Source organism: Tenacibaculum pelagium (assembly GCF_014062345.1).
GTDB lineage: Bacteria > Bacteroidota > Bacteroidia > Flavobacteriales > Flavobacteriaceae > Polaribacter > Polaribacter pelagius.
In genome coordinates this window covers 331,116-356,727 of sequence record NZ_JACGLS010000001.1, presented here as the reverse complement: position 1 = coordinate 356,727, position 25,612 = coordinate 331,116, and the positions used below count along the sequence as shown (strand labels likewise).

Below are 25,612 nucleotides of genomic sequence, written 5' to 3'. Positions count from 1 at the left end.
TTTTAAACAACTTTCTTTAAACGAATACCAAAATCAGCTAAAGATTTAATTTCCTTTATACCAGCTAAACGCTCTCTACCAATTATTAAGAGACCTTTTTCGTTTCCTTCGATATGGTAGTATTTATTGCTTTCGAAAAATAGTACAAGCTCATCGCTAAAGAATTGTTTAATTTCAGTAGCCTCTTTTCCTGATAAATAAAAACGTTTAGAAAAATCTGGGTGATTGTCAATATTAATATCTTTAAACCCTGCAAAATGATAGATGTATTCAAAAATTCCTTCTTTGTCTAGCGTAAATTCAGGAACATTCTTATCAATATTAATAAACATCATGGTTGCTTTTACAACTTGTTTAGCGATTAACTCACCTTCAGAAAATTCAACATCAAAAAGCGTGCAGCTTTCGTTTGATAAAAGATTAGATATTTTGTTGATTTGACGTGTTTTAAAATACCCAAAATGAGGGATTATTGTAACAGGAACTTTAGGAAGTCTTTTATAATTCCAACCTAAATCATTACCTATAGATTGTATCGACTTCTGTCTTTTGGTTAAGTTGTTTTTACTTTCACTCTCTTCTGTTTGAAGCGGAATGTTTTTACGAAGCGCAAAAGGATGCTCACTTCCTGTTTTATATCCATCTAAACCAATTACTTCAAAATGACCACCTTTACGTTTAAATCCTTCTGCATAATTATTTAAGTTTTCCATTACCGAATGATCGATAAAATCACACATTGAAAAATCGATAATAGCATCCTCATTTTCTGGAATCTGATCTAGTTTAGCTTTTAATTTAGTGTAATTTAAAAAGCTTGAAAAGTTTTTAACTGAAACATAATATTTACCATCTTCTTTAAACATTAAAACATTAGGTTTAAAAATGTTTCTTGTAAACAAAGTAATACTTTTATTAATTACTAAATGAATAATAAAAGTAACTAAAATACCTACTAGAATACCGGTAATTAAGCTTGTAGTAATAGTAGTAAGTAAAGTTACTAGGAAAATAATTAGCTGTTCTTTTCCTATTTTAAATACTTTTCTAATATTTTCTGGAGAAGCTAATTTGAAACCGGTATACACTAAAATAGCTGCTAATGCAGAAAGCGGAATTTTACGTAATTCAGTTGCAAATAGTAGTATAAATAAGACTAAAAATATAGCGTGAAAAAAATTAGCTGAACGATTACTACCTTTTTGATTTACGTTTACAGAACTACGAGCAATAACGGTAACAACATTTAATCCTCCTAAAAAACCACTAATTACAGTAGCCAAACCAAGTGCTCTAATATCTTTATTTACATTAGATCTTCTTTTTAAAGGATCTAATTTGTCAACAGCCTTAATACTTAATAAACTTTCAATACTGGCAATTAATGTAATAGCGATTACTGCATTGATAAAATCCCATTGATATGCTTTGCTGAAATCAGGAAAAGCAAAGTTTGATAAAACATCATCTGGTAAGTTAATTAGTAAACTTTTATCAATAGGGTAGTTTGATGCTGAGAACATATCGTAATAATAGTACATACCAACACTTAAAACTACAATCCACATTGGAGCTGGAATCAATTGAAAGTACTTATTTCTAATTTTACTATAAAAAACCATAATAAGTAAACTTACAATACCAACAATTCCTGCAAATAAAACACTTTGGTTATCTGTATTTACTAAATCTATAATTCCATTCGGAACTTGTCCTATTAACTCAACAATACTACCTTTAGCAGAATTGTTACCAAACATAACATGTATTTGCTTAGCAAAAATACCTATTCCTATTGCAGCTAACATTCCTTGAATAGCAGATGAAGGAAAGAAATCTCCCAATGACCCTAGGCGTAGGAATCCTAGAATCACCATAATTATTCCTGAAATTACAATGGCTGCAAGTGTATATAAATACCCTTGTTGCATATCGCCGGCTCCTAAAGTAGTAATAGCAGCTAAAACAACAACAACTAATCCATTACCAGGTCCAGTAATTGTAACATTTGAGCCACCTAAAATAGCTACAACGGTACCACCTACAATTGCTGCAATAACACCAGAAATGGGAGGAGCTCCTGAAGCTAAAGCCAAACCAAAACCTAATGGAAGTGCTATTAAAGAAACTACAAAACCAGCAAAAATATTTTGTGGTAATTTGCCTAAAAACGCTTTAAATAAATTCTTTTTTTCCATTATTTAACAATTAAAACATCGGTTGGTAATTCAGCTAAAATATGTTCTATATCGTGAGGAAAAATCCTATCTAATATTCCCATTTTACTTGGAGCATTCATAACAAGTAAATCTGCTCTTTTAACTTTAGCATAATGTCCAATAGAATAACCTCTTTGTCCAAAAATACTTTGAGTTTTTACAATTATGTCTGTTGTATCTATATCTTTTAATAAGTGATTTACACGTAAATCTTCACGTGTTTTTAATCTTTCTTTAGCAATTGTACTTTTACGTAAAGTAGCATCATCACTAACTTTTACTTTTAATTCAGTTTGACTAATTTCTTCAACGATGGTAACTCGTTTACACCCTAAATCTTGCGATACTTTAAAAGCAGTTTTAAGTGTTTCTTGAGTTTTTTCGTCTTTTAAACCGTTAACAACAATGTGATTACATTGTATTCTGTCTGTTGATGGTTTAATCAATAATAGAACAGAACATTTGGCTTTTCTGGTAAGTTTTCTAGCAATAGAACCAACATAATATTTAAAAAGGTTTTCTTTTTGAATAGCACCTAAAATAAGTAAATCAACAGCTTGTTCGTTAGCAATGTTTAAAATTACATCAACAGGTTCTCCTTTTTGCCAAAATGTTTTAAAAGTATGATCTTTTACAGGACTTTCATTTAATAAACCTTGTAATTCTTTTTCCTTTTTCTCTGTTTTATCTCCAACATGAACCCCAATAACTTCGGCTCCAAACATATTACCTAATCGTAAAGCTTCAAATAAATTGGCTTTTAAATTAGGTGAAAAGGCAATACCAATTAAAATTTTTTTAATCAAAATATTGTTTATTTTTAAGCTTTCGAAGATAGAATAATTATTCTAATTTAAAGAAGAGTACTTTTTACTTAAAAAATTAACTATGGTAGAACTGGCAGGTATTATTATTTTAGGAATTTTAGCACAATGGTTTGCGTGGAAGTTTAAAATCCCCGCAATTTTGCCTTTAATATTAATAGGTTTGTTTGTTGGTCCGATTGCAGCAGAGTTTTTAAGTTCTGATGGAAGTAAATGGATTGAACCTATATGGAATGGTACAAAAGGATTGTTTCCTGGAGATGGATTATTTTATTTTGTGTCACTTGCAATTAGTATTATTCTTTTTGAAGGAGGGTTAACGTTGAAGAAAAGCGAAATAACTACAGTTGGGCCAGTAATTACTAAGCTTATTACACTTGGTTCGGCAGTAACTTTTGTTGTATCAGGAATAGTTACTCATTACTTATTAGGCTTAGGATGGGAAATTTCTTTGTTATTCTCTGCATTAATCATTGTAACGGGGCCTACAGTAATTTCTCCGATTCTAAGGAATATTCCTTTAAAGAAGGATGTAGCTGCTGTATTAAAATGGGAAGGTATTTTAATTGATCCTATTGGTGCATTAGCAGCTGTACTAGTTTTTGAATTTATTAGTGTTGGTGGGGGAAGTGGTTTTACAAAAACTGCGTTAATAGAGTTTGGTAAAATTTTACTTTTCGGATTAACCTTTGGATTCACCTTTGCACATGGATTGATTTTTATTATCAATAAAAAATTAGTTCCTCATTATTTACTAAATGTGGTTTCGTTATCGTTAGTGTTATTTGTATTTGTACTGTCAGATTTATTTGCTCACGAATCAGGATTATTATCAGTAGTAGTAATGGGTATGGTAATAGCGAATAGCAATTTAAAAAGCTTAGATGAGCTATTATATTTTAAAGAATCGTTATCGGTATTACTAATTTCAATTTTATTTATTTTACTTGCAGCTAATATGAATATTAGTGAGTTAATGCTAATTTTTAATTGGAAAGCATTAGCACTTTTTGCAATTGTAATTTTAGTAGTAAGGCCTTTATCCGTTTTTTTAAGTACTCATAATTCTACCTTAAAATTAAATGAAAAATTATTTATTAGTTGGGTAGGCCCTAGAGGTATTGTTGCAGCTGGTATAGCTTCATTATTTGGTACCAAATTGATGAAGCAAGGAGTAGCAGGAGCAGAGTATATTACGCCTTTAGTGTTTATGATTGTATTAGGTACTGTTTTATTGAACGCCACTACTGCAAGAATGTTTGCAAAAGTTGTAGGTGTATTTTTAAAGAGTTCAGAATCAATTGCAATTATAGGAGCTTCTGATGCGGCTAGAGTTATAGCAAAATACTTAATGAATAATGGTAGAAGAGTAGTATTACTAGATCAAAATAAGAGTTATATTGAAAAAGCTAGAAACAATGGTATAGAAGCTTTTGATATTGATATTTACAATGATTCTTTAGATGATAATGCAGAACTGAATGATGTAGGGTATTTAATAGCAATGACAGGAAGTGATGAAGTAAATAAATACGCAATCAATCAGTTTTCTGAAATCTATGGTGAAAAAGGAAACTATAGATTGGCAAGTTTAAATGAAGTGAAAAATAAAATCTCTGAGAATGAAGATGTATTGTTTACGCCTAATGATGATTATATTAATTTAAACGAGAGTGCTAGAGACTATCCTAATGTTAACGAGGTATTAGTAACTTCTAAAGAGGACTTTAAAAATAAACTTGATTTGATTAATAGTGAATTAAAATCGATTCCTTTATTTGTTAAGAACAACAACACTATCGAGGTAATTCCTGAGCTTAATGTAGCTTCAATTAATGGAGATAATAGTATTATTTATTTAGGTAAGAAAATAGAGTTTTAGAGGTCTAATCCAAACGTATTTTTTAGTTTCTCAATTAAAGGATTTTTCTCCTTTAATTTTTCATACTTTTCATTAGGTGTATAGGCAAACTTTTTTTCAACAGTTTCATTTACTACAACGTTAATTTGAAGACCATAATTATTAAATTGTTCTCTTAAAAAACGTAATAATTTAGGTTTTCCTTTTTCTAACTGAGCTTTCATGAAATCACTAGGAAGTGAAAATTGTATTTCAAAATTAGCACCTAAAAGTGGTGTGTTTGAAGCAATTACTGCTGCAATACTTTTCTCTCCTTCTTCTTGAAGTTTAAAAAAGTACTTTTTCCAAGAAGCCTCTAGTTGCTCCTGAGTAAAAGGAGTTCTTGGGTGATTGTCGTAATTTTCTTCTTCATCTAAAGTGCTTTTAATTTCTTTTTTTTGATGAATACTTTTTAATGACAGCGCAGAAGTACGACGTTTTATATTCTTTAAAATAGGTTTGGCAACTTCTGTTTTTATTTCAGCAATTTTTGGGGTAACCGAAACCTCTTTTGGAGTTTGAACAGTTTTATTTACTACTACTTGTTTTTTTACAGTAGGGGATAAAGAAGTAAAAAAAGTAGCAGGAATTATGTAGTTGCTAGATTTTTTTTTTGCTCCATCAAAAGTGATAGAGGCTATTTGCATTATGGTAAGTTCTACCAATAAACGTTGGTTTTTACTACCTCGGTACTTTAAATCACAATCATTAGCCTTATCAATAGCTTGTAATAAAAACTGCATGTTTGCTTTACTAGCTTGCTCTAAGTATTTTTTTTTGGTATTATCTCCAACTTCTAACAAGGCAACTGTAGCAGTATCTTTAGCCACTAATAAATCTCTAAAATGAGAAGCTAATCCGTTAATAAAGTGATGTCCTTCAAACCCTTTGCTCAAGACATCGTTAAAGGCCATTAATACTTCTGGTATTTTGTTTTCTAACAATAAATCAGTCATATTAAAATATACATCATAATCTAAAACATTTAGGTTTTGAGTAACGGCTTCACGAGTTAAATTATTACCAGAAAAACTAACCACTCTATCAAAAATTGATAAAGCATCACGCATTGCTCCATCAGCTTTTTGAGCTATAATATGTAAAGCATCATCATCAGCAGTAATCTGTTCTTTTTCAGCAATAGATTTTAAATAATTTTTAGCATCTAAAACACCTATTCGTTTAAAATCAAAAATTTGACAACGAGATAAAATCGTAGGAATTATTTTATGTTTCTCTGTTGTTGCTAAAATAAAAATCGCATGAGCAGGTGGTTCTTCTAAAGTCTTTAAAAAAGCATTAAAAGCTGCTTGCGAAAGCATGTGAACCTCATCAATAATATAAACTTTGTATTTACCAGTTTGAGGCGGAATACGAACCTGATCAGTTAAATTACGAATATCATCAACCGAGTTATTTGACGCGGCATCTAATTCAAAAATATTAAAAGCAAAATCTTCGTCAGCATTCGTTGCATCTTCTTGATTTATTCTCTTAGCTAAAATACGAGCACACGAAGTTTTACCAACTCCACGAGGCCCGGTAAATAATAAAGCTTGTGCTAAATGGTTATTTTTTATAGCATTTTCTAACGTATTGGTGATGGCTTGTTGGCCAACCACGTCTTCAAAATTTTGAGGACGATATTTACGCGCTGATACTATAAAATGCTCCATTAATTATTGTAGTTTACATGAACAAAAATAGAAAACCGAATTACAACACGCAAACAAATTTCTTAAGGAAAGATTAAAGTTGTAAACAATTGTATGTACATAGTTATTAGTACGACCAACTTAAAAAAGTATATAATATATGAGAATATTACGATCTGTTATTTTAATAACAATTGCTTTGCTAACTTTTTCATTTGTAAAAGTAAATAATAGTAATAAAGATAAAGAAAGGGCTATGAATATTGGTCAAGAAAAAGATTTGAAAGTAGCTTATTTTGCAAGTGGATGCTTTTGGTGTGTTGAAGCTATTTTTGAAAGTGTAAGAGGTGTAGAGGAAGCAATTTCTGGTTATGCAGGCGGACATACTAATAATCCAACCTATCAGAAAATAGGAACTGGTAGAACAGGGCACTCTGAAACGGTTGCGGTTTATTATAATCCGAAAATAGTAAGTTTTCAAACATTGGTAGATGTTTATTACGGATCGCATAATCCTACAACTAAAAACGGACAGCATCCAGATTATGGAAGTCAATATAGATCTATCGCATTTTATAATAATAACAATGAAAAAGAAATTATTGACAGAACCATTAAGAAGTTAAATAAAGAAATTTATAAAGGGAAAATAGCAACTGAAGTAACTAAGTTAACAAAGTTTTATCCTGCAGAGGATTATCATCAAAATTATGAGCGATTGCATCCTAATAATCCTTATGTAAGAAATGTATCGATTCCTAGATTAAATCGTTTTAAGAAAAAGTTTCCTGAATTGCTTAAAAAAGAAAAGCATTAAAACTTTATTAAGTTAAAGTTTGTTTATATAAAAAGAAAACTCCCCAATTTGGGGAGTTTCTTATAACTTAATTTTTCACAATATTATTTAAATTACTGTACAGTAATAGGGAAGCTAACTTGAATATCAGTTTCTCCACCAGCATTAGCAATGTTTCCTTCTTTTACACCACTTGCACTTTTATTAGGCTCATGTCTTAATGTAACAACATAAGCTCCAGTGCCAGCACTTCCTGTAGTAACAGTAAAATTAATACCTACTGGATTACCATTCGAATCGTTTGTCCCAGCATAAGTAAAGGTACCAGAAACTCCGTTTGAGCTATAAAAAAATTGATGTTCATCTGCTTCTTCAGCAACTTCCTCTGTAATGTTTTCAGCAGGGCTTTCTAACTCATTTAATAAGGTGATTACACCAGTATAAGTTGTATTAGCAGCTAAAGTACCACCAGTAACAACAGGAGCAGTTGGTCCTTCTCCGTCAGCATCTTTACTTTGTAAAGTTACTTTATCACCACCACCATTAGGTGTTAACTCAATAGTCATCGTAGTAATTACTTCTTCTTCATTTATTACTACTGGATCATCATCTGAACAAGAAGTAATAGTTAATGCTGAAATAAATAATACGGCTAATAATTTAATATGTTTCATTTTTGTGTTTTTTTAATAATTAATTTTTAATTGAATTTTAAAATTTCTTCCAAGGTCATCAGCAAAATATCTTAATCTATTTAAATAATTTCTATAGCTTTTATTTAAAACATTATCTATCGAAAAATTTAAATTAAAATTTGTTTTAGACATATTAAAATCAAATCCTGTAGAAAAATTTAATACATGATATGCTGATGGGGGAGTGCTAATATCTACAAGTACAAAACGATTTTCAAGTGGCAAAAAAGCCTCAAAATTATTGTTAGGATACTCATTTTGTTTAGCATTGTATTCGCTTTCTATAGAAGCGTAAAAATTGTTCCAGTTTTCTTTTTTAAAAACTAGAGAAGTTACTGTTTTAAAAGGAGGGATATCTATCAACGGTCTATTACCTGATAAATCTCTTCCTTTTAAAAGTGAACTTTTGTTAGTTAGTAGAAAGTTATCTGTTGGTTGATATGCTATATTAGTATCAAACCCAAATAACTGTGCATTAACTTGTTTATAAGTCCATACTGGGAAAGCACCTCTATTGGTATCTTCATCACCAGTTGGTTCTATATAAATAAAATCTTTAATATGATTATAAAATCCTTCAACAACAATATTCAACTTGTTATTATTGTAAGCATATGTGGCAGAAAATCTATTAGATGTTTCTGTTTTCATACGTAAATCTCCTATTTCTATTCTTGCAGCTGAATGATGTAAACCATCACTAAACAATTCAGAAGGATTAGGAGCTCTATTAGCCAAACCATAGTTAATAATAAATGAATTCGTATCATTAAGATTATAAGTCAACCCTAATGATGTAGAAATATTATTATATGTAAATTTTGGATTTGTTAAAAGTTGAGAACCTGGTGCATTAGGATCTATTATTATACTACTAAAATCATTTTGATAATTCAAATTATCCCATCTACTTTGTAGATAAAACTTCTTTGCATTAATATGCTCTAAATCGTATCGAATTCCTCCAGATAAGATCATATCGTCAAATTTTAAATTAGCAATTGCATAAGCACCAAAACTAAGTTTATCATAATCGGGTATTAATCTTCTAACTTCTGTAATAGGGTCTGGAAAATTATTTTGATATAACCCATTAATTCCGAATTTATAAACATGATCTGGATCTGCATCTAAATTAAAATCAGCTTTAAAGTTATGAGTAGTTAAATCTAAGTCTACTGCTTGTAAATTTTTTCTATCTCCAATTCTTCTATCAAACTCTAATCTGTTGTTAGATTGAAAATCGTATTGTAATGATAGTTTACCAAAACCTTTAAATCTTTTATAATAAGCAGCTTTTAATAAGTGATGTGTTACATCTTGCTTAGGATTATCAATATCATAGCTAAAGTTATTAATAAAAAGAGGTACTGGGCTTTCAATTGCATCAACTAAATCAGCTATATTACCAAAATGGGATGCTCTTAAAATACCTATTTCATTAGTTAGGTAGCTGTAAAATAATTCAAAACCTTTTTCGAATTCTTTTTTACCAGCATTAAAGGTAAAAGCTTTTGAATTGATTCCGGTATTTGTTAAATTATAGTTTGCAGCTTCAAAATCTCCAGCTCTTTTAAATGATGCTTGACCATTAATAAACCACCCACTTTTAAAACTTTTATTTAAATTTGAAGTTGCAGAAAATAAACGACCATTGGTTTGCTGAGAAATTATACTCTTTCCGTATAAAGTATCTTTATTAATAGTACTTTTAATAGGGTTTATAATTACAACGCCACCAATAGCATCACCACCATATTGTAATGCATTGGCTCCTTTAATAACTGAAATAGTTTTAGCAGCGTTAACATCTATATTAGGTGCGTGTTCAATTCCCCATTCTTGGTCTTGAAGTCTAACATTATTGAAAGAAACAAGAACTCTACTACCGTTTAAACCGTTAATTACTGGTTTAACAATACTATTACCGGTGTTTATAGATGAAACCCCAGTGATGTTTTTTAAAGCATCACCTAAAGAAGCGTCACTAAACTTTTCTAATGTTTGTGTTTTAATTAAAGTTTCTTGGGCTGTTTTAGTTTTTAAACCAATAGCTCCTTTTACATTAACTTCATTTAATTCTTCTTCATGGTGCTCTAAATCAATAATTTTATAAACATCTTTAGTAATGTTTAATTCAAAAATTAGAGGGTCGCAAGCAACGTGAGATATTTCGACTATAATTTTACCAGCACATGTTTTTGGTAATGAAAATTTTCCTTCAAAATTAGTTGTGGTGTATTTGTTTTGGTTCTTTATATAAACAGTAGCACCAACTATTGGAGATTTATCATGGAAATCTTCTACCAAACCAGAAAATGTGTAGTTACAATTCTGACTTTTTACTTTACTAAAACTTAGTAACAGTAAAAAAATCAAAATGATACGTTTTGATTTCATTTAAGATTTTATTTTTAATTTAATTTATGTGATAACTAAATTAAATTAAAAGGAGGTCCTCTAGGTAGGGTTTTTACAACATGATGAACCGGAATAAATTGCGGTTGTAAGTTAAATCGAGTTTTAAAATAAGCAATATGTATTAAATTGTATTCTGAATTAAAATCGAGTGAAAAAACTTCAAAATTAAAATTCAATATAGAACAATCTAATTCTTGCTCATGAAAGTGATGTTCATTTGTAGATGAACAAACAGTATGTTTATGGTTTTCAAAAGTATGCGCGAATAGTATTGCTGAAGGTAGCAGCAATATCAAAATACTTAGAAGGGCAATATGTCTTTTTATACTAAACATAAATTGTAGCACAAATGTATGAAAAAAACAAAGACCTAATAGTTATTAAGCTATCAAGTCTTTGTTTTTTAATTATTAAAGTTTTCTTAATGTTATTTTTTAGAATTTCCTCTCATTTTCATATTTAACATTTCTACTAATAAAGAGAAAGTAATTGCAAAGTATAAATACCCTTTAGGAATGGTTCCCATTTCTTCACCAAATAATACCGCATGCGATAAGTGAGCACTCTCAGCAATCAACATAAACCCGATTAATATTAAGAATGATAACCCTAACATTTGTATAGTTGGGTGTTTATTTACAAACTTGCCAACCGGATTAGCAAATAACATCATAATTATCATTGATAAAACTACAGAAGTAATCATAATAATCATAGCACCTTCAACACCATTTGTCATACCAACGGCAGTTAAAATAGAATCGAAAGAGAATACGATATTAATTAAAGTGATTTGAATAATAGCTTGCGTAAGAGTATATCCTTTTTTAGGTTTTCCATCATTAGAGTCTTCCTCTTGACCTTCTACTTTATGGTGAATTTCTTTGGTGCTTTTATATAATAGAAAAAGTCCTCCAGCAAATAAAATTAAAGCCTGTCCAGTAATTCCAGCTTTAAACCAAGATAGGTCTATGTGAAATAAAGGAGCATTCATGGCAATAAGTAAAGAAATACCAAATAATAGCACAATACGTAGCAACATAGCTAGTACCAAACCAATATTAGTTGCTTTTTTTTGTTGATTTTCTGGTAACTTATTCGCAGCGATTGATATAAAAATAATGTTATCAATACCTAAAACGATTTCTAAAAATGTTAAGGTTACTAAAGCACCCCAAGTATCGGGTTGTAAGAAAATTTCCATAGTTTATTTTACTTTATATACAGTTCCTTTTTGTTTAAAATTTGAATAACCAATTCTTGCGGTAAAGCTATACGAAGTATCAGTTACTTTTGTAATTTGTACAAATATAGGATCTTTATCTAAATCTGTTTTTGGGTTTTTCATTCGCAAACTATATGCGAAATTGTTTTTCCATTTAATATAAAGCGTATCTATTTTTGTAGTTTCTTTTTCTGTAACTAAGCTATCAGTAGAAATGCTAACCTTTTTAGTGTATTGCTCTATTTGTAAACTGTCTTTTCTAATAATCACGGTTTTTCCGTAGTTATCGCTTGCAGGTATTTCAAAAGTTCCAAATTTAAATCGTAATGGATCTCCTTTTTTTTCTGGTGAGCATGAAAAAACTAAGAATAAGACTAAAAAAGCGTAAAAATATTTCATTAAATTCCTGTATAGTTTGATGGTGTAATTACTTTTAATTCATTTTTAATAGCATCAGAAACTTCTAATGTATCAATAAAATTAGCAATAGATTGTTGTGTTATTTTCTCGTTAGTACGAGTTAAACCTTTTAAAGCTTCATAAGGATTAGGATATGCTTCACGACGCAAAATTGTTTGAATTGCTTCTGCAACAACCGCCCAGTTATTTTCTAAATCTTCAGCAAATTTAGCTTCGTTTAATAATAATTTGTTTAATCCTTTTAACGTAGAAGCAAACCCTATTAAAGTATGACCGAAAGGAACACCAACGTTACGTAAAACAGTACTGTCAGTTAAATCACGTTGTAAACGAGAAACAGGTAATTTAGATGATAAGTGTTCGAAAATAGCATTTGCAATTCCTAAATTTCCTTCTGAATTTTCAAAATCAATTGGGTTTACTTTATGCGGCATTGCTGAAGAACCTACTTCACCTTTTTTAATTTTTTGCTTAAAATAATCGTTTGAAACATAAGTCCACACATCACGATCTAAATCGATTAAAATAGTGTTTACACGTTTTAAACCATCATATAAAGCAGCCATATGGTCGTAGTGCTCAATTTGTGTTGTAGGAAAAGAATGATGTAGTCCTAAAATATCTTCTACAAAATGAGTTCCGAAGTTTTTCCAGTCAATATCTGGATATGCAACCTTGTGAGCATTAAAGTTCCCTGTAGCCCCACCAAACTTTGCAGCATGTGGTGTATGCTGTATGTGAATAGCTTGATTGTTAATTCGCTCTACAAAAACAAAAAATTCTTTTCCTAAACGAGTTGGAGAAGCTGGTTGTCCATGTGTACGTGCTAACATTGGTATGTTTTCCCATTCTTCCGATAAATCAGCTAATTTACTAACTAAAGTATCTAAAGTTGGGTAATACACTTCGTTCATGGCATCTTTAATAGATAACGGAATGGCAGTGTTGTTAATATCTTGAGAAGTTAATCCGAAATGGATAAACTCTTTGTATTGTTGTAAGTTTAAAGCGTCAAACTTTTCTTTAATAAAGTATTCAACTGCTTTTACATCATGATTTGTAACGCTCTCAATATTTTTAATTTTTTGAGCATCATCTGATGAAAAATCTTCGTAAATTTTACGTAAATCAGCATACAAATCTTTATTAAAATCTGCCAACTGAGGTAGAGGGATTTCACATAGCGCAATAAAATACTCTATTTCAACTTTTACTCTGTATTTTATTAAAGCTTCTTCAGAAAAATACTTGGCTAAATCCGCAACTTTATTACGGTATCTACCATCAATAGGAGAGATGGCATTTAATTGTGTTAAGTTCATTTTTTGTTGTTGTGTTGTAAGGAACAAAAATAGAAAATACTTACTTTAATTAACTGATATAGTTGAGGAAATTTTAACGGTACACTTTTCGCTTTATGATTTTAAGTTCCCCTTCTTTTTCTAAAGATTTAATAACTCTAATAACAGTTTCTACACGCAAACCTAAAGTATCTGCAATTTGCTGGCGCGTATAGTCGACTCTAAAAGAAAAATCACCAACTATTTTATATACATCATTTTTTAGATAATCAATAAAACGAAGCACTCTATGTGAAGGTTCTTGACTTGATATTTCTGAAGCTATAATTGCTTTATAGTATAAACGTTTAGCTAAACTTTGTGTGATTTTTAAGTGAATTTCTGGATTTTCATGTAATAGTTTAAAAAGTTGCTCTTTAGAAATTACCAAAATTTTGCTTTCAGAAATAGTTTCAGCATTAGCAGGATATTTTACATCAATAAATAATGGAGGCTCTCCAAAGCTTTGTTCTTTGTAAAAAACACCTTGGATAAATTCTTTTCCGTCGTCGTTATAATTATTCATTTTTACTACACCACTATTAATTTGATAGTAATTATGGGCAGTTTGATTTTCAGAAAAAATAATTTCTCCTTTTTTATAGTTTTTATATTGTGCGTTATAGCTAAGTAAAAGTTGTTCAGGTATCATTATGATTAAAGTCATAAATTGCAATTGTATAAAGATATACTTTTGCTGCTTATTAATATTGGCTTTTAAGATGGATAAAAAAGAAATTGAAAATAGAGAGGACGTTTATAAATTAGTATCTACTTTTTATGATAAAATAAAAGCAGATGATTTTATTGGTCCAATATTTTTAAAAACGATTCCTGATGAAACCTGGGAAAGTCACTTGCAAAAGCTAACAGACTTTTGGGAAACCAATCTTTTCTTTGTTCGTAAGTTTAAAGGAAATCCGATGAAAGTACATAAGGATGTAGATCGTAATTTTAATCATGAAATTTCTCAAGAACACTTTGGTCGATGGCTCCAGTTATGGTTTGAAACTATTGATTCTTTTTTTTATGGTACAAAAGCTCATGAAGCTAAAGAAAGAGCACGAAATATTGCATCCATGCTCTTTTTTAAAATGTTTGATGCTAAACCTAAAGTGTAAGCAAATAAATAATCGATAGTATATTTCCTAGAATATTGATTATAAATGCCCAAACTATTGTTTTAAAAGAACGTTGACTTATTGCTATTGCATTTGCGCCCATTGCTGAAATGCAAGCAAACATTAAAAAGAACATATTAATTTCTCCATGAGCAGCTAATGCAGCTGTAACCGAAGCAATCATTGTTCCTGCCATTATTAAAATTACTGAAAGACCAATGGCGTTTTTTTCTTCTGCTTTAATTCTTTTATTTATAGCACTTATAAAGTTTAAATTTAAAGTTTTACTAGTTGTATTGTTTACTGTTAATTGTTGTACTGTGTTCATGCCTGTTGTATTTTACTACAAAGTTATCAGTCAAATACTTATTAATTTATGACTTAAATCATAAATGAAAAAGAAGTTATTGTTACTTTATTTCACAGCTTTTTTTATCTTCACAGAATAAAATATCTTATTTGGAAACATCAACTCTCATATATATAGTTTTAGCGGTTTTAGTTAGTGTTGCAATTGCTTTTTTTCAATATTTCTATAAGGTTAAAAGAAATCCGAAAATCAATATTTTACTTTTTGCTTTAAAAGCTTTGAGTTTGTTTTTATTGTGTTTGCTATTTATAAATCCAAAAGTTGAAACATTAGAGACAGAAAATATAAAGCCAGTAGTATCTGTTTTGGTTGATAATTCAATTTCTACTAAATTTTTTAATGAAGAGGAGCAAGTAACATCAATTTTAAAAGAGATTAAAAAGAATAGTAATATTCAAGAAAAATTTAATGTTGAATTATTTTCTTTTGGAAATACAACAAAAGTATTAGATAGTCTTTCTTTTTCTGAAACTCAAACTAATATTTCGCAAGCTATTGATGCTGTTGCAGAGCTGAATAAAGACCGAATTAACACAACTATTTTAATTAGTGATGGTAATCAAACAAAAGGAAATGACTATGAATATTTAACTACAAAAAATAAAGTTTATCCAATCGTTATTGGTGACACAACTCAGTATCAGGATATTCAAATATCACAGTTAAATATTAATAATTACAGTTATATAAAAAACAAGTTTCCTGTAGAAGCATTATTGTATTATCAAGGTAAATCAACTGTAAATGCCAATTTTTCTATTACGAAAGACGGGAGGAAGGTATTTTCTAAAACCCTACAGTTTTCTCCTTCAAATCCAACACAAACGGTTACGATAAGTTTAGTTTCTAATGAAAAAGGTTTACAATATTATAGAGCTTCAATAAGTAAAATTAGTAATGAAAAGAATACTAAGAATAACTCTAAAAGTTTTTCGGTAGAAGTAATTGATGAACAGACTAAAGTTTTATTGCTAAGCTCTTTTTTACACCCTGATTTGGGAGCTATTAAAAAGTCGATTGAATCAAACAAACAACGAAAGGTTGATATTACTTTGATTAATGATAAAGATATTAACTTTTCTGATTATCAGTTTTATGTTTTTTACCAGCCAAATAGTTATTTTAAAAAGGTTTTTGAAAAAATAAACTCTAATTATTTATTGGTTTCAGGAACAAAAACAGATTGGAGTTTTTTAAACTCTCAACAGCTAGGAGGAATCCAAAAACAGGCAATAAATCAACCAGAAGAGTATAGTGCTATATATAATTCAAGTTTTTTAACCTTTTTACAAGAAGATTTAGGTTTTAATCAATTTCCTCCACTACGTGATAAGTTTGGAGAAATACAGTTAAAAAAAGAAGGGCAAACCTTGTTGTTTCAAAAATATGCAGGTGTAGAAACACAGCAACCTTTGTTTACTTCAATTGAAAGTAACAATCAAAAATTTGCAGTTTTATTTGGTGAAGGTATTTGGAAATGGCGTGCAGCCAGTTATTCAAAGGAGCAATCTTTTGAGAGTTTTGATAAGTTTTTAGGAAATGTAACACAGTATTTGGCTTCAAACAAAAAACGAAAAAGGTTAGAGGTAAAGGCAGAACGCTTATATCCTGCAAATGCACCAATAACAGTTTCGGCATTCTATGTAGATAAGAACTACCAGTTTGACAATAGGGCTTCTTTACAATTAAAAATTACAAATACAGCTACTAAAGAACAAAAAACACTTCCGTTCTCCTTGGTTAATAACTCATATCAGGTTTCGGTAGAAGGGCTTTCTTCTGGTGATTATTCTTACCAAGTTTCTGTAGCGAATCAGAATATAAAAAGTTATGGTAAGTTTAAAATTACCGATTATCAAATAGAAGAACAATTTACCAATGCGAATGTTAAAAAGTTAAATTCATTGGCTTTAAAAACCAATGGAGAGTTGTTTTATAAAAATAACATCACAGAATTATTAAAAAAACTATCTGACGATACCTCTTTTTATACGGTTCAGAAGTCTATTATAAAAAAGCAAAACTTAATAGATTGGAAATGGATTTTATTTCTAGCGGTAGGTTTATTAGCACTAGAATGGTTTATTAGAAAATACTATGGTAAAATTTAAAAAAGTAATTACGATTAGTCTTTTTTAATGGAATAGTTGCCGAAATTTGTAGTAAAAGAAAGAAGTATGAAATTTCACACACGAAAATGGGTAAAACCAGAAGATTTAAATCCAAATGGAACTTTATTTGGAGGTCGTTTATTACAATGGATTGATGAAGAGGTAGCCTTATATGCCATTATTCAATTAGAAATACCAAAAACGGTAACCAAGTTTATGTCTGAAATAGATTTTGTGAGTTCAGCAAAACAAGGAGATATTATAGAAATTGGTATTGAAGTTGTAAAATTTGGTAGATCATCGATTACACTAAATTGTGAAGTTCGTAATAAGATTACTCAAAAGACTATTATCGCTATTGATAAGATTATTATGGTAAGTTTAGATGAAGATGGTAACCCTGTAGCACATGGAAAAACTAAGGTTGAATACGTTAAAGACAGGTTAAATAAAAATTAAATTTAACCTACTATCTTTGCACTGATTATGAGAAACCTTATTATCATTATATTAACATTATTAGTTCTTGCACCACCAATGCAAGCACATAATGATATTGTGGTATATGATAATGTTGAAAATCATTCTGACATTGATGAGTTACACGAAAATATTCATCATGAAAATGATTCTAATGAAGATAAAGATACCGACCATCATCATCACTGCACCGTAATTAGTTTATCCTTAGAGTTTCTTCCAGTTACTTATAATTTCGATTTATTGTCTTTTGTAGAAGGCAAAGAAGAAATCAATTTTTATCAAAATAAATACTACAATTCTTATTTAGGTGCTATTTTTCAGCCTCCTAAAGTTTAATTAATTATTAAATAATTATAACCTTAATAAAAGGTTATTTAAAGTGCATCTTTTTAAATTAAAAGATGTCTAATAACAAACATTTTATAATTAATTAAATCATTTAAAAATGATAAAGAATATAGTTTTAACCTTTGTTTTAGGGTTATTCACAATCAATTTATTAGCACAAAATTCAATTACTATAAAAGTAATTTCTGATGAAAAGGAACCATTGCCAGGGGCTTCAATATTTATAAAAAATACTACAATTGGTAGCGAAACAAATTTAGACGGATTAGCAACGATTAATAATATTCCTGACGGAATACAAACTTTCGTAATTTCATTTATAGGTTTTGAAACATTAGAAAAAACAATTGAATTCCCAACTCAAAAACCTCAAATTGTTATAGAGTTACATGAAGACGAAGAATCGTTAGAAGAAGTAGTAATTCAATCTACTAGAAGTAAACGAAGTATTGCAGAAATACCAACAAGAATAGAAGTAGTAGGAGCAGAGGAATTAGGTGAAAAAGCAGTTATGAATTCAGTCAATATTGCTATGCTACTGCGTGAAAGTACCGGAATTCAAATGCAGCAAACCTCTGCAAATTCAGCAAACCAATCTATTAGAATACAAGGATTAGATGGTCGATTTACTCAACTTTTAAAAGATGGTTTTCCATTATTCGGTGGTTTTTCTAGTGGATTAAGTATTATGCAAATTCCACCTTTAGATTTGCAACAAGTAGAAATTATTAAGGGAAGTTCATCTACTTTATATGGAGGTGGAGCTATAGCTGGTTTGGTAAATTTAGTATCAAAAAAACCGAAAGAAGAAAGAGACTTAAGTATTATGTTCGATCAAACATCAAGAAACGGATCAACATTAAATGCTTTTTATAGTCAACGTTTTAATAAGTTTGGACTTACATTATATGGTTCTGGTAATCTTCAAAAAGCAACGGATGTAAATGATGATCATTTTACTGATATTCCAAAAGTAAGGAGTATTAGTTTTAATCCGTCTTTTTTCTATTATCCGAATGAAAAAGAAGAAATAAGGTTGAGTTTAAATGCTTCTGTCGAAAAAAGAATAGGGGGAGACATTGATGTTATTAACGATAACATGTCGACAGAGCATAATTTCTTTGAAGAAAATAAATCACAACGTTATGCTTCTCAAATAACTTATAATAAAGAAATTTCTGAAAATAAATCATTGACTTTAAAAAACAGTGTAAGTTATTTTAAACGTGATTTAATTCTATCTAATTTTCAGTTTAAAGGAAATCAAATAGCAACTTTTACAGAAGGAACCTATAATTTATATAAGGATAACTCTGATTGGGTATTTGGTGGAAATATAATTACCGAAAATTTTGAAGAAGAAAAAACAACAAATTTAGATCGTAGTTATAATCAATTTACGGTTGGTGGTTTTGCTCAAAATAATTGGAAGTTTAGTGAAAACATGACTTTAGAAAGTGGACTTAGAACCGATTATAATAACAATTACGGAACTTTTGTATTACCAAGAGTATCATTGTTTATTAAATACAATGAAGCTGTTTCAAGTAGAGTTGGTGGTGGTTTAGGTTACAAATTACCAACTATTTTTACTGAAGATGCCGAACTTCGTTCTTATCAAAATGTATTACCAATAAATGTAAACAATTTTAAAGCGGAAACTTCTATAGGTTTTAATGCAGATGTGAATTATAAAACTAAAATATTTAATGATAATGTTTCAATGTCATTTAATCAATTAGTGTTTTATACACAGTTAAAAAACTCACTTTTATTAGAACAAAACGGAGTAAATTATGAGTTTGCAAATGCTACAAATGCTTTAAATAGTTACGGAGCGGAAACTAATTTAAAGTTTAAGTACAAAGATTTTGTATTATTTACGAATTACGCATATAATAATGTTGAATTGAATAACACACAAAAAGCATTAACGCCTAAACATAGTGTTGGAGGGGTGTTAATGTATGAAGTTCATGATAAATGGCGAATTGGTTACGAGGCATATTATAAGAGTTCTCAATTAAGAAATGACTTAACAACCACGCCTAATTATTGGATTATGGGCTTTATGGTAATGCGTACTTTTGGGAAGGTTAGTTTGTATGCTAACTTTGAGAATTTTACTGATACTAAGCAACAGAATTACCAATCTATGGTAATGCCACCACATAACAATCCTTCTTTTACTGATATATGGGCGCCAACTGATGGTTTTATTTTTAATACAGGAATATTAATTAAATTATAAAATAAAAGAGGAGCAATGCTCCTCTTTTTTGCATCTTTTTAGTAATTTAAAAGTCTTAATTCAAAAACATGGGGCATAATCATAATCACCATTCTCATCACAATACAACAAAAAACATTCGTACAGCGTTTTTTTTGAATTTAAGTTTTACTATTATCGAACTTATAGGTGGTTTTTTAACTAATAGTTTGGCAATTATGTCTGATGCATTGCATGATTTAGGTGATAGTTTAACGTTGGGCTTGTCATGGTATTTTCAAAAATTATCAGGAAAAGGTTCAACCCCTAAGTTTTCGTATGGTTATCGTCGGTTTTCATTAATGGGAGCTATAGTGAATTCAATTGTATTAATTATTGGTTCTATTTTTATCATTAAAGAGGCAATTCCAAGAATTATCAATCCAGAGCAAGCAGATGCTAGAGGAATGATGTGGATAGCAATTTTAGGAGTAATTGTAAATGGTGCGGCAGTTTTAAACTTAAAAAAGGGTAAAACAATAAACGAGCGAGTAGTAATGCTTCATTTGTTAGAAGATGTGTTAGGTTGGGTTGCAGTATTGGTAGCCAGTATAATAATGCAGTTTTGGGACGTGCCAGTCTTAGATCCAATTCTCTCTTTATTAATAGCTGGTTTTGTGTTGTTTAATGTGTATAAGAATGTAAGTGAAAGTTTACGAATCCTATTACAAGGAACGCCTAAAGAGGTAAATATAGAAGAAATTGAAAAAAGGTTGTTGTCGTTTAATGAAATTAGTAATGTTCACGATTGCCATTTATGGTCTATGGATGGAGAGTATAATATATTAACAGTACATGTAGTTTTAAGTGATGAAGAGTTGAATATGCTTTCCACTTTAGGTTTGAAGAAATCTATCAGAAAAATATTACATGATGAATTTCATTTAGAGCATGTTACCTTAGAGTTTGAACATATAGATGAAGATTGTGAGTATCTTGATTGTGATTAATTGTATATTTGAAAAGAAAAATTAAAATTAAAAATGAATAATAATAGACAACAATTAGATTTTCAATTACCTAAGGGTGGAATTTTACTAGGAATTATTGCAGTGTTAGTAATTATAATGTTTGCAAAATCAACAGTAACAATCAAATCTGGTGAAGCAGGTGTTTTATATAAAACATTTGGAGGAGGAGTTGTAACTGATGAACCGCCAATGGGAGAGGGGTTTCAAATAGTAGCACCTTGGAATAAAGTATTTGTATACGAAGTACGTCAGCAAGAGATATTTGAAAAAATGCAAGTATTATCTTCTAACGGATTAGAAATTCAATTAGAAGCTTCTGCATGGTTTCAACCTCAATCAGAAAATTTAGGATTATTACATCAAGAAAAAGGAGAAAATTATGTGTCAAGAGTTATTCAGCCAGCTATTCGTTCTGCAGCGCGTAGTGTCGTTGGTCGTTATACTCCTGAGCAATTATATTCTAGTAAAAGAGACGTAATTCAAACTGAAATTTTTGAGGAAACTAAAAAGATTTTAGATAAGCAACATATTCAATTAAATGAAGTATTAGTTAGAGATGTTACTTTGCCTGTAACTATTAAGTCGGCAATTGAGCGTAAATTAAAACAAGAGCAAGAGTCTTTAGAATATGAGTTTAGATTAGTAACTGCTCAAAAAGAAGCTGAAAAACAAATTATTGAAGCAAAAGGTAAAGCTGATGCAAACAAAATTTTAAGTGCTTCTTTAACTGATAAAATTTTACAAGACAAAGGTATTGAAGCTACTTTAAAACTATCTGAATCACCTAACAGTAAAGTAGTATTAATTGGTGCTGGAAAAAGCGGAATGCCAATTATTTTAGGTAATCAATAGATTACTAAAAGTTTAGGAAATAAAAAACCAGCTCATTTGAGCTGGTTTTTTATTATATAAGATTGATAATTTAATCTCTTCTACGTTTTCTGCCAAATCCAGCAGAAGCATTACTGTTACCACTGCTTCTTCTAGGAGAAGATCCACTATCACTACGTCTTCTAGAATCGCTTCTGTTAGAATCCCTAGATCCTCCTCTGTCGTTTCCACCACTTCTTCTTTTTCCGCTGAATCCGCCTCCGCCATTTCTACGAGGTTTTCTTCCGCCTCTACCGCCACCTCCGCCGCGGTTAGATTTGGTGATTTCAATATTTACAGATCTACCATTAAAATCAGGATCATTAGCGCTAAATGCATCTAATGTTTCTTTTTCAAAGTTCTTGTCAATTTCAAAGAAAGAAAAAGTATCTAAAATATCAATCGCTCCGATTTCAATCTTATCAGCAATTTTTTGATCGTTGATTAAACCAATTAATGAAGCAGGATTTAATTTGTCCTTTCTTCCTAAATTGATAAAGAAACGCGTCATGTTTTCATCGTTAGACCTTCCTCTTGAATTATCTCTAGATGATAAATCGTTTAAATCTGCTGATTTATTATAATATTCTAAGAATGAATTAAATTCTAAAGAAACGAATTTTTGTATTAGCTCTTCACGAGTTAACTCTTCTAACTTTTCGTAGATACTAGGTAAAAACTCTTCAATTTGTTCGTTGTTAACTTCAATGTTTTGAACTTTATCAATTAAGTGCATTAATTGATTTTGACAAATTTCTTTACCAGTAGGTACTTTGGTAGCTACAAACTTCTTTTTAATAATACGTTCTATAGCACGTAACCTACCTTTTTCTTTATTATTTACTAATACGGCAGAAATACCTTTGTTACCAGCTCTACCAGTTCTACCACTACGGTGATTGTAGTTTTCTATTTGATCTGGTAATTTATGATTGATAACATGTGTTAAATCAGTCACATCAATACCACGTGCAGCTACATCAGTTGCCACTAAAATTTGGATAGTTTTTTTACGGAATTTACCCATAACACTATCTCTTTGTGCTTGAGATAAATCTCCATGTAAAGCATCAGCACTATAACCATCTTTTATTAGGTTATTAGCTACTTCTTGAGTTTCTCTACGTGTTCTACAGAAAATAATAGCGTAAATATCTGTATTTACATCAGCTATTCTTTTTAAAGCAGGGTAACGAGTTCTTTCAGTAACTAAATAATATTCGTGAGTTACGTTATCTGACCCTTGGTTTTTTTCTCCTGATGTAATCTCAACAGGATTTGTCATATAGTTTCTCGCAATTGCTTCTACTTCTCTAGGAAAGGTTGCTGAGAATAATAAAGTTTGTTTAGTTTCTGGAGTAGCATCTAATACTTTATCAAGTTCTTCTTTGAACCCCATATTTAGCATTTCATCAGCCTCATCTAAAACTAACCATTGTACGTTTCCTAATTTTAAAGCTCTACGGTTTATTAAATCTACCGTTCTACCTGGAGTTCCAACTACTATTTGAGCGCCTCTTTTTAAGCCTCTAATTTGTTCTTCGATATTAGAACCTCCATATACAGTTACCACTTTTAAATCTGGTATGTATTTAGAAAATTCTTTGATGTTATTACCTATTTGAACAGCTAATTCACGAGTAGGAGATAAGATGATTGCTTGAACATTTTTATCAGAACTATTAATTTGTTCGATAATAGGTAAACTGAATGCTGCAGTTTTTCCTGTTCCTGTTTGTGCAAATGCTTTTAAATCTTCAGTAGAAGAAATAATTTGAGGAATTGCTTTTTCTTGAATTACAGTAGGTTTTTCATAACCTAAATCTGTTAATGCTTTGTTTATAGGCTCCTTTAAGCCTAAATCTAAAAATGTTGACATATTGCGTCTGTGTTCATTTAGATTCACAGACGCCAGTATCTGTAAACCTGATTCTTATTTTGGACAATAGATTATGTTACTAATAATCTGGTAGTTATAATCTATAATTTTATTTATTACGAAAATAAAATCGGGCAAAGATACATTAAAATAAATAAAGTGGGTTATTTATTTTTTAACTCGTTGATTTGTAGGTTTATATCCTTTGCGGATAAGCTGGTGTAACCATTTTGGATTATTCCGTTTTTGTCAACCAAAACCATTCTAGGAAATTTGCTTGAAGAGAAATCACAAACATTACTTTGTTTAGGTAATTTATATTGATATTTAATGTCAATATTTTTAGTGTATCTCTTAGATGAATCACATAAATTAACGATAACAAATTCTACTTGAGGATTGTTCTTTATCAAGAAATTGACACGAGAAGAAACCCATTCATCAGAAGCTTGTTTGTAATTCTTAAATAGAAGAACTGAATTTTTACCTTTTGTAATTTGAGAAATATTTTTCAGTTCACCAGTAGCATCAACTAAATTAAAAGAAGGTAATTCATCACCAGTTGATAATAACTTAAGATCGTTAATTAATCGTTGAACATTCTTTTTCTGGTCAATATCAGTATTCAACTTAAAAAAAGTATGAAAGGCTTTACTTTCAGTTGTGTTTTTAGGCTCTTTAAAGAAATGGCGAATAAGTGTGTTGTACAGTAATTTATTCTTTATTTCTTCTGAAGATATTTTAGAATCAATATTCTTTAATAAATCAATGGTAAAATTATCAGAATTTCCATTCTCAAGATTTTTTTGATATACATCATTATATAATTTTTCAATTATAAAACGGTAATAAGGTCCAAAAAACATTAAAGAATCTCTATTCGAATAGGTTGTTGTTCTATAATCAAAATAAGTATCTACTAATTTTTCTGATTCTTTTTTTGAGAAATTATGAGAAGCATACTCTTCTAGTTTACTATAAACAGGATAAAGCATTGCAATGTCTAATATCTTTAAAAACTCTTCAGATTCATCTTCAGTACTATTTCTATAATTATCAATAGCTTTTTGTTTCAGTTTTTTTATAGAATTTATTTTACTTAAAAACTCTTTTTGTGGAAGCTTATAGAAGCCAGCAATTTTTTTATCATCATATTCAGATTCTAAAAAAGCCTCAATTAATATATTATTACGAGCTGCATTGGTACCACTAAATACCAAAGATTCATCAAAATCCCAAGTATTTAAACGAAAAAGAAGACTGTCGTTAGGTTCAAGATATACATATTGATGTTCAGGACCATGTTCAAAAATGTATAATCCTTCTTTAAAATCTTTATAAGAACCAATAAAAGTATTGTCTTTATTTAAAAATATAGTATCGTTAAAATTATAGTTATCAGATAAGGTTACATAACTACATTTAGGATTAATAATTTTACCTCCAAAATGAGTAGACTTTGGCTTATCGGAATTATTGCATCCAATAAATAGTATAATAATAAGGGGTACTAAAAATCTAGTCATGTTCTTGTTGTTACCTTAATAAAGATATAGTGTTCAAAAATAACTATCTCTTTATAATATGCTTGTTAATTCGTTGTTAAAAGAATTAAAAGCGTCAAATGTAAGATGTTAAATATTTTCTTGCAAATTCTTTTTAAGCCAGTATATTTTATACTTTTGCACGAAATTT

21 protein-coding genes are annotated in these 25,612 nt (G+C 29.7%); 9 read left to right on the top strand and 12 right to left on the bottom strand.

The annotated features are described in order from the left end of the window. Positions 1 to 2: 2 nt before the first annotated feature. Together H3Z83_RS01655 and H3Z83_RS01650 are read right to left on the bottom strand one after the other, a co-directional pair. Entirely contained in the window at positions 3 to 2,198 is a 2,196-nt protein-coding gene (locus H3Z83_RS01655) for a SulP family inorganic anion transporter (protein ID WP_182123739.1), read from the bottom strand. Further along, positions 2,198 to 3,025, bottom strand: coding sequence for a universal stress protein (locus tag H3Z83_RS01650; RefSeq protein ID WP_220455434.1), 828 nt, complete (start codon positions 3,023 to 3,025; stop codon positions 2,198 to 2,200). Before H3Z83_RS01650 ends, H3Z83_RS01655 begins: the two co-directional genes overlap by 1 nt. 82 nt (positions 3,026 to 3,107) lie before the next feature. Between H3Z83_RS01650 and H3Z83_RS01645 the strand changes: the two genes are divergently transcribed. After that, on the top strand, positions 3,108 to 4,925 hold the full coding sequence (locus H3Z83_RS01645) for a cation:proton antiporter (protein ID WP_182123738.1): 1,818 nt from the start codon (positions 3,108 to 3,110) through the stop codon (positions 4,923 to 4,925). On the opposite strand, the gene dnaX is transcribed toward H3Z83_RS01645, so the two are convergent. Further along, entirely contained in the window at positions 4,922 to 6,619 is a 1,698-nt protein-coding gene (gene dnaX / locus H3Z83_RS01640; protein WP_182123737.1) for a DNA polymerase III subunit gamma/tau, read from the bottom strand. The genes H3Z83_RS01645 and dnaX overlap by 4 nt on opposite strands. A 139-nt stretch (positions 6,620 to 6,758) precedes the next feature. Between dnaX and msrA the strand changes: the two genes are divergently transcribed. Beyond that, the gene (gene msrA, locus H3Z83_RS01635) at positions 6,759 to 7,415 is read left to right on the top strand and encodes a peptide-methionine (S)-S-oxide reductase MsrA (protein ID WP_182123736.1); all 657 of its coding nucleotides are present in this window, start codon (positions 6,759 to 6,761) and stop codon (positions 7,413 to 7,415) included. A gap of 92 nt (positions 7,416 to 7,507) precedes the next feature. Here msrA and H3Z83_RS01630 read toward each other — a convergent pair whose 3' ends face one another. The 6 genes from H3Z83_RS01630 to H3Z83_RS01605 form a co-directional block, all read right to left on the bottom strand. Further along, positions 7,508 to 8,068, bottom strand: a complete 561-nt coding sequence (locus H3Z83_RS01630) for a Ger(x)C family spore germination protein (RefSeq protein ID WP_182123735.1) — start codon at positions 8,066 to 8,068, stop codon at positions 7,508 to 7,510. Positions 8,069 to 8,080: 12 nt separating this feature from the next. Continuing rightward, the gene (locus tag H3Z83_RS01625; RefSeq protein WP_182123734.1) at positions 8,081 to 10,489 is read right to left on the bottom strand and encodes a TonB-dependent receptor; all 2,409 of its coding nucleotides are present in this window, start codon (positions 10,487 to 10,489) and stop codon (positions 8,081 to 8,083) included. A gap of 448 nt (positions 10,490 to 10,937) precedes the next feature. Continuing rightward, positions 10,938 to 11,714, bottom strand: a complete 777-nt coding sequence (locus tag H3Z83_RS01620; RefSeq protein WP_182123733.1) for a TerC family protein — start codon at positions 11,712 to 11,714, stop codon at positions 10,938 to 10,940. Between the two features lie 3 nt (positions 11,715 to 11,717). Further along, the gene (locus tag H3Z83_RS01615; RefSeq protein WP_182123732.1) at positions 11,718 to 12,134 is read right to left on the bottom strand and encodes a hypothetical protein; all 417 of its coding nucleotides are present in this window, start codon (positions 12,132 to 12,134) and stop codon (positions 11,718 to 11,720) included. Further along, positions 12,134 to 13,477 (bottom strand): adenylosuccinate lyase, encoded by a 1,344-nt coding sequence (purB, locus tag H3Z83_RS01610; protein WP_182123731.1) that lies wholly within the window; start codon positions 13,475 to 13,477, stop codon positions 12,134 to 12,136. Before purB ends, H3Z83_RS01615 begins: the two co-directional genes overlap by 1 nt. Positions 13,478 to 13,550: 73 nt before the next feature. Next, positions 13,551 to 14,147: a Crp/Fnr family transcriptional regulator gene (locus tag H3Z83_RS01605; RefSeq protein WP_182124365.1), complete on the bottom strand. Its 597-nt coding sequence runs from the start codon at positions 14,145 to 14,147 to the stop codon at positions 13,551 to 13,553. 70 nt (positions 14,148 to 14,217) lie between these two features. Between H3Z83_RS01605 and H3Z83_RS01600 the strand changes: the two genes are divergently transcribed. Continuing rightward, entirely contained in the window at positions 14,218 to 14,616 is a 399-nt protein-coding gene (locus tag H3Z83_RS01600; RefSeq protein ID WP_182123730.1) for a group III truncated hemoglobin, read from the top strand. Here the strand turns inward: H3Z83_RS01600 and H3Z83_RS01595 are convergent. Continuing rightward, a complete protein-coding gene (locus H3Z83_RS01595; RefSeq protein ID WP_182123729.1) occupies positions 14,606 to 14,944 on the bottom strand; it encodes a hypothetical protein in 339 nt (112 codons plus the stop codon). The genes H3Z83_RS01600 and H3Z83_RS01595 overlap by 11 nt on opposite strands. Before the next feature lie 131 nt (positions 14,945 to 15,075). Here H3Z83_RS01595 and H3Z83_RS01590 point away from each other — a divergent pair, with 131 nt between their 5' ends. The 6 genes from H3Z83_RS01590 (at position 15,076) to H3Z83_RS01565 (ending at position 22,020) form a co-directional block, all read left to right on the top strand. After that, the gene (locus H3Z83_RS01590) at positions 15,076 to 17,097 is read left to right on the top strand and encodes a vWA domain-containing protein (RefSeq protein ID WP_246337439.1); all 2,022 of its coding nucleotides are present in this window, start codon (positions 15,076 to 15,078) and stop codon (positions 17,095 to 17,097) included. 66 nt (positions 17,098 to 17,163) lie between these two features. Beyond that, entirely contained in the window at positions 17,164 to 17,556 is a 393-nt protein-coding gene (locus H3Z83_RS01585; protein ID WP_182123728.1) for an acyl-CoA thioesterase, read from the top strand. A gap of 27 nt (positions 17,557 to 17,583) precedes the next feature. Continuing rightward, the gene (locus tag H3Z83_RS01580; protein WP_182123727.1) at positions 17,584 to 17,916 is read left to right on the top strand and encodes a hypothetical protein; all 333 of its coding nucleotides are present in this window, start codon (positions 17,584 to 17,586) and stop codon (positions 17,914 to 17,916) included. Between the two features lie 109 nt (positions 17,917 to 18,025). Next, positions 18,026 to 20,179, top strand: coding sequence for a TonB-dependent receptor (locus H3Z83_RS01575; protein WP_182123726.1), 2,154 nt, complete (start codon positions 18,026 to 18,028; stop codon positions 20,177 to 20,179). 68 nt (positions 20,180 to 20,247) lie between these two features. Next, positions 20,248 to 21,147, top strand: coding sequence for a cation diffusion facilitator family transporter (locus H3Z83_RS01570; RefSeq protein ID WP_182123725.1), 900 nt, complete (start codon positions 20,248 to 20,250; stop codon positions 21,145 to 21,147). 33 nt (positions 21,148 to 21,180) lie between these two features. Continuing rightward, positions 21,181 to 22,020: a prohibitin family protein gene (locus H3Z83_RS01565; RefSeq protein WP_182123724.1), complete on the top strand. Its 840-nt coding sequence runs from the start codon at positions 21,181 to 21,183 to the stop codon at positions 22,018 to 22,020. 70 nt (positions 22,021 to 22,090) lie between these two features. Here H3Z83_RS01565 and H3Z83_RS01560 read toward each other — a convergent pair whose 3' ends face one another. Next, a complete protein-coding gene (locus tag H3Z83_RS01560) occupies positions 22,091 to 23,917 on the bottom strand; it encodes a DEAD/DEAH box helicase (RefSeq protein WP_182123723.1) in 1,827 nt (608 codons plus the stop codon). Positions 23,918 to 24,081: 164 nt separating this feature from the next. Next, positions 24,082 to 25,443: a hypothetical protein gene (locus tag H3Z83_RS01555; RefSeq protein ID WP_182123722.1), complete on the bottom strand. Its 1,362-nt coding sequence runs from the start codon at positions 25,441 to 25,443 to the stop codon at positions 24,082 to 24,084. Positions 25,444 to 25,612: the final 169 nt, after the last annotated feature.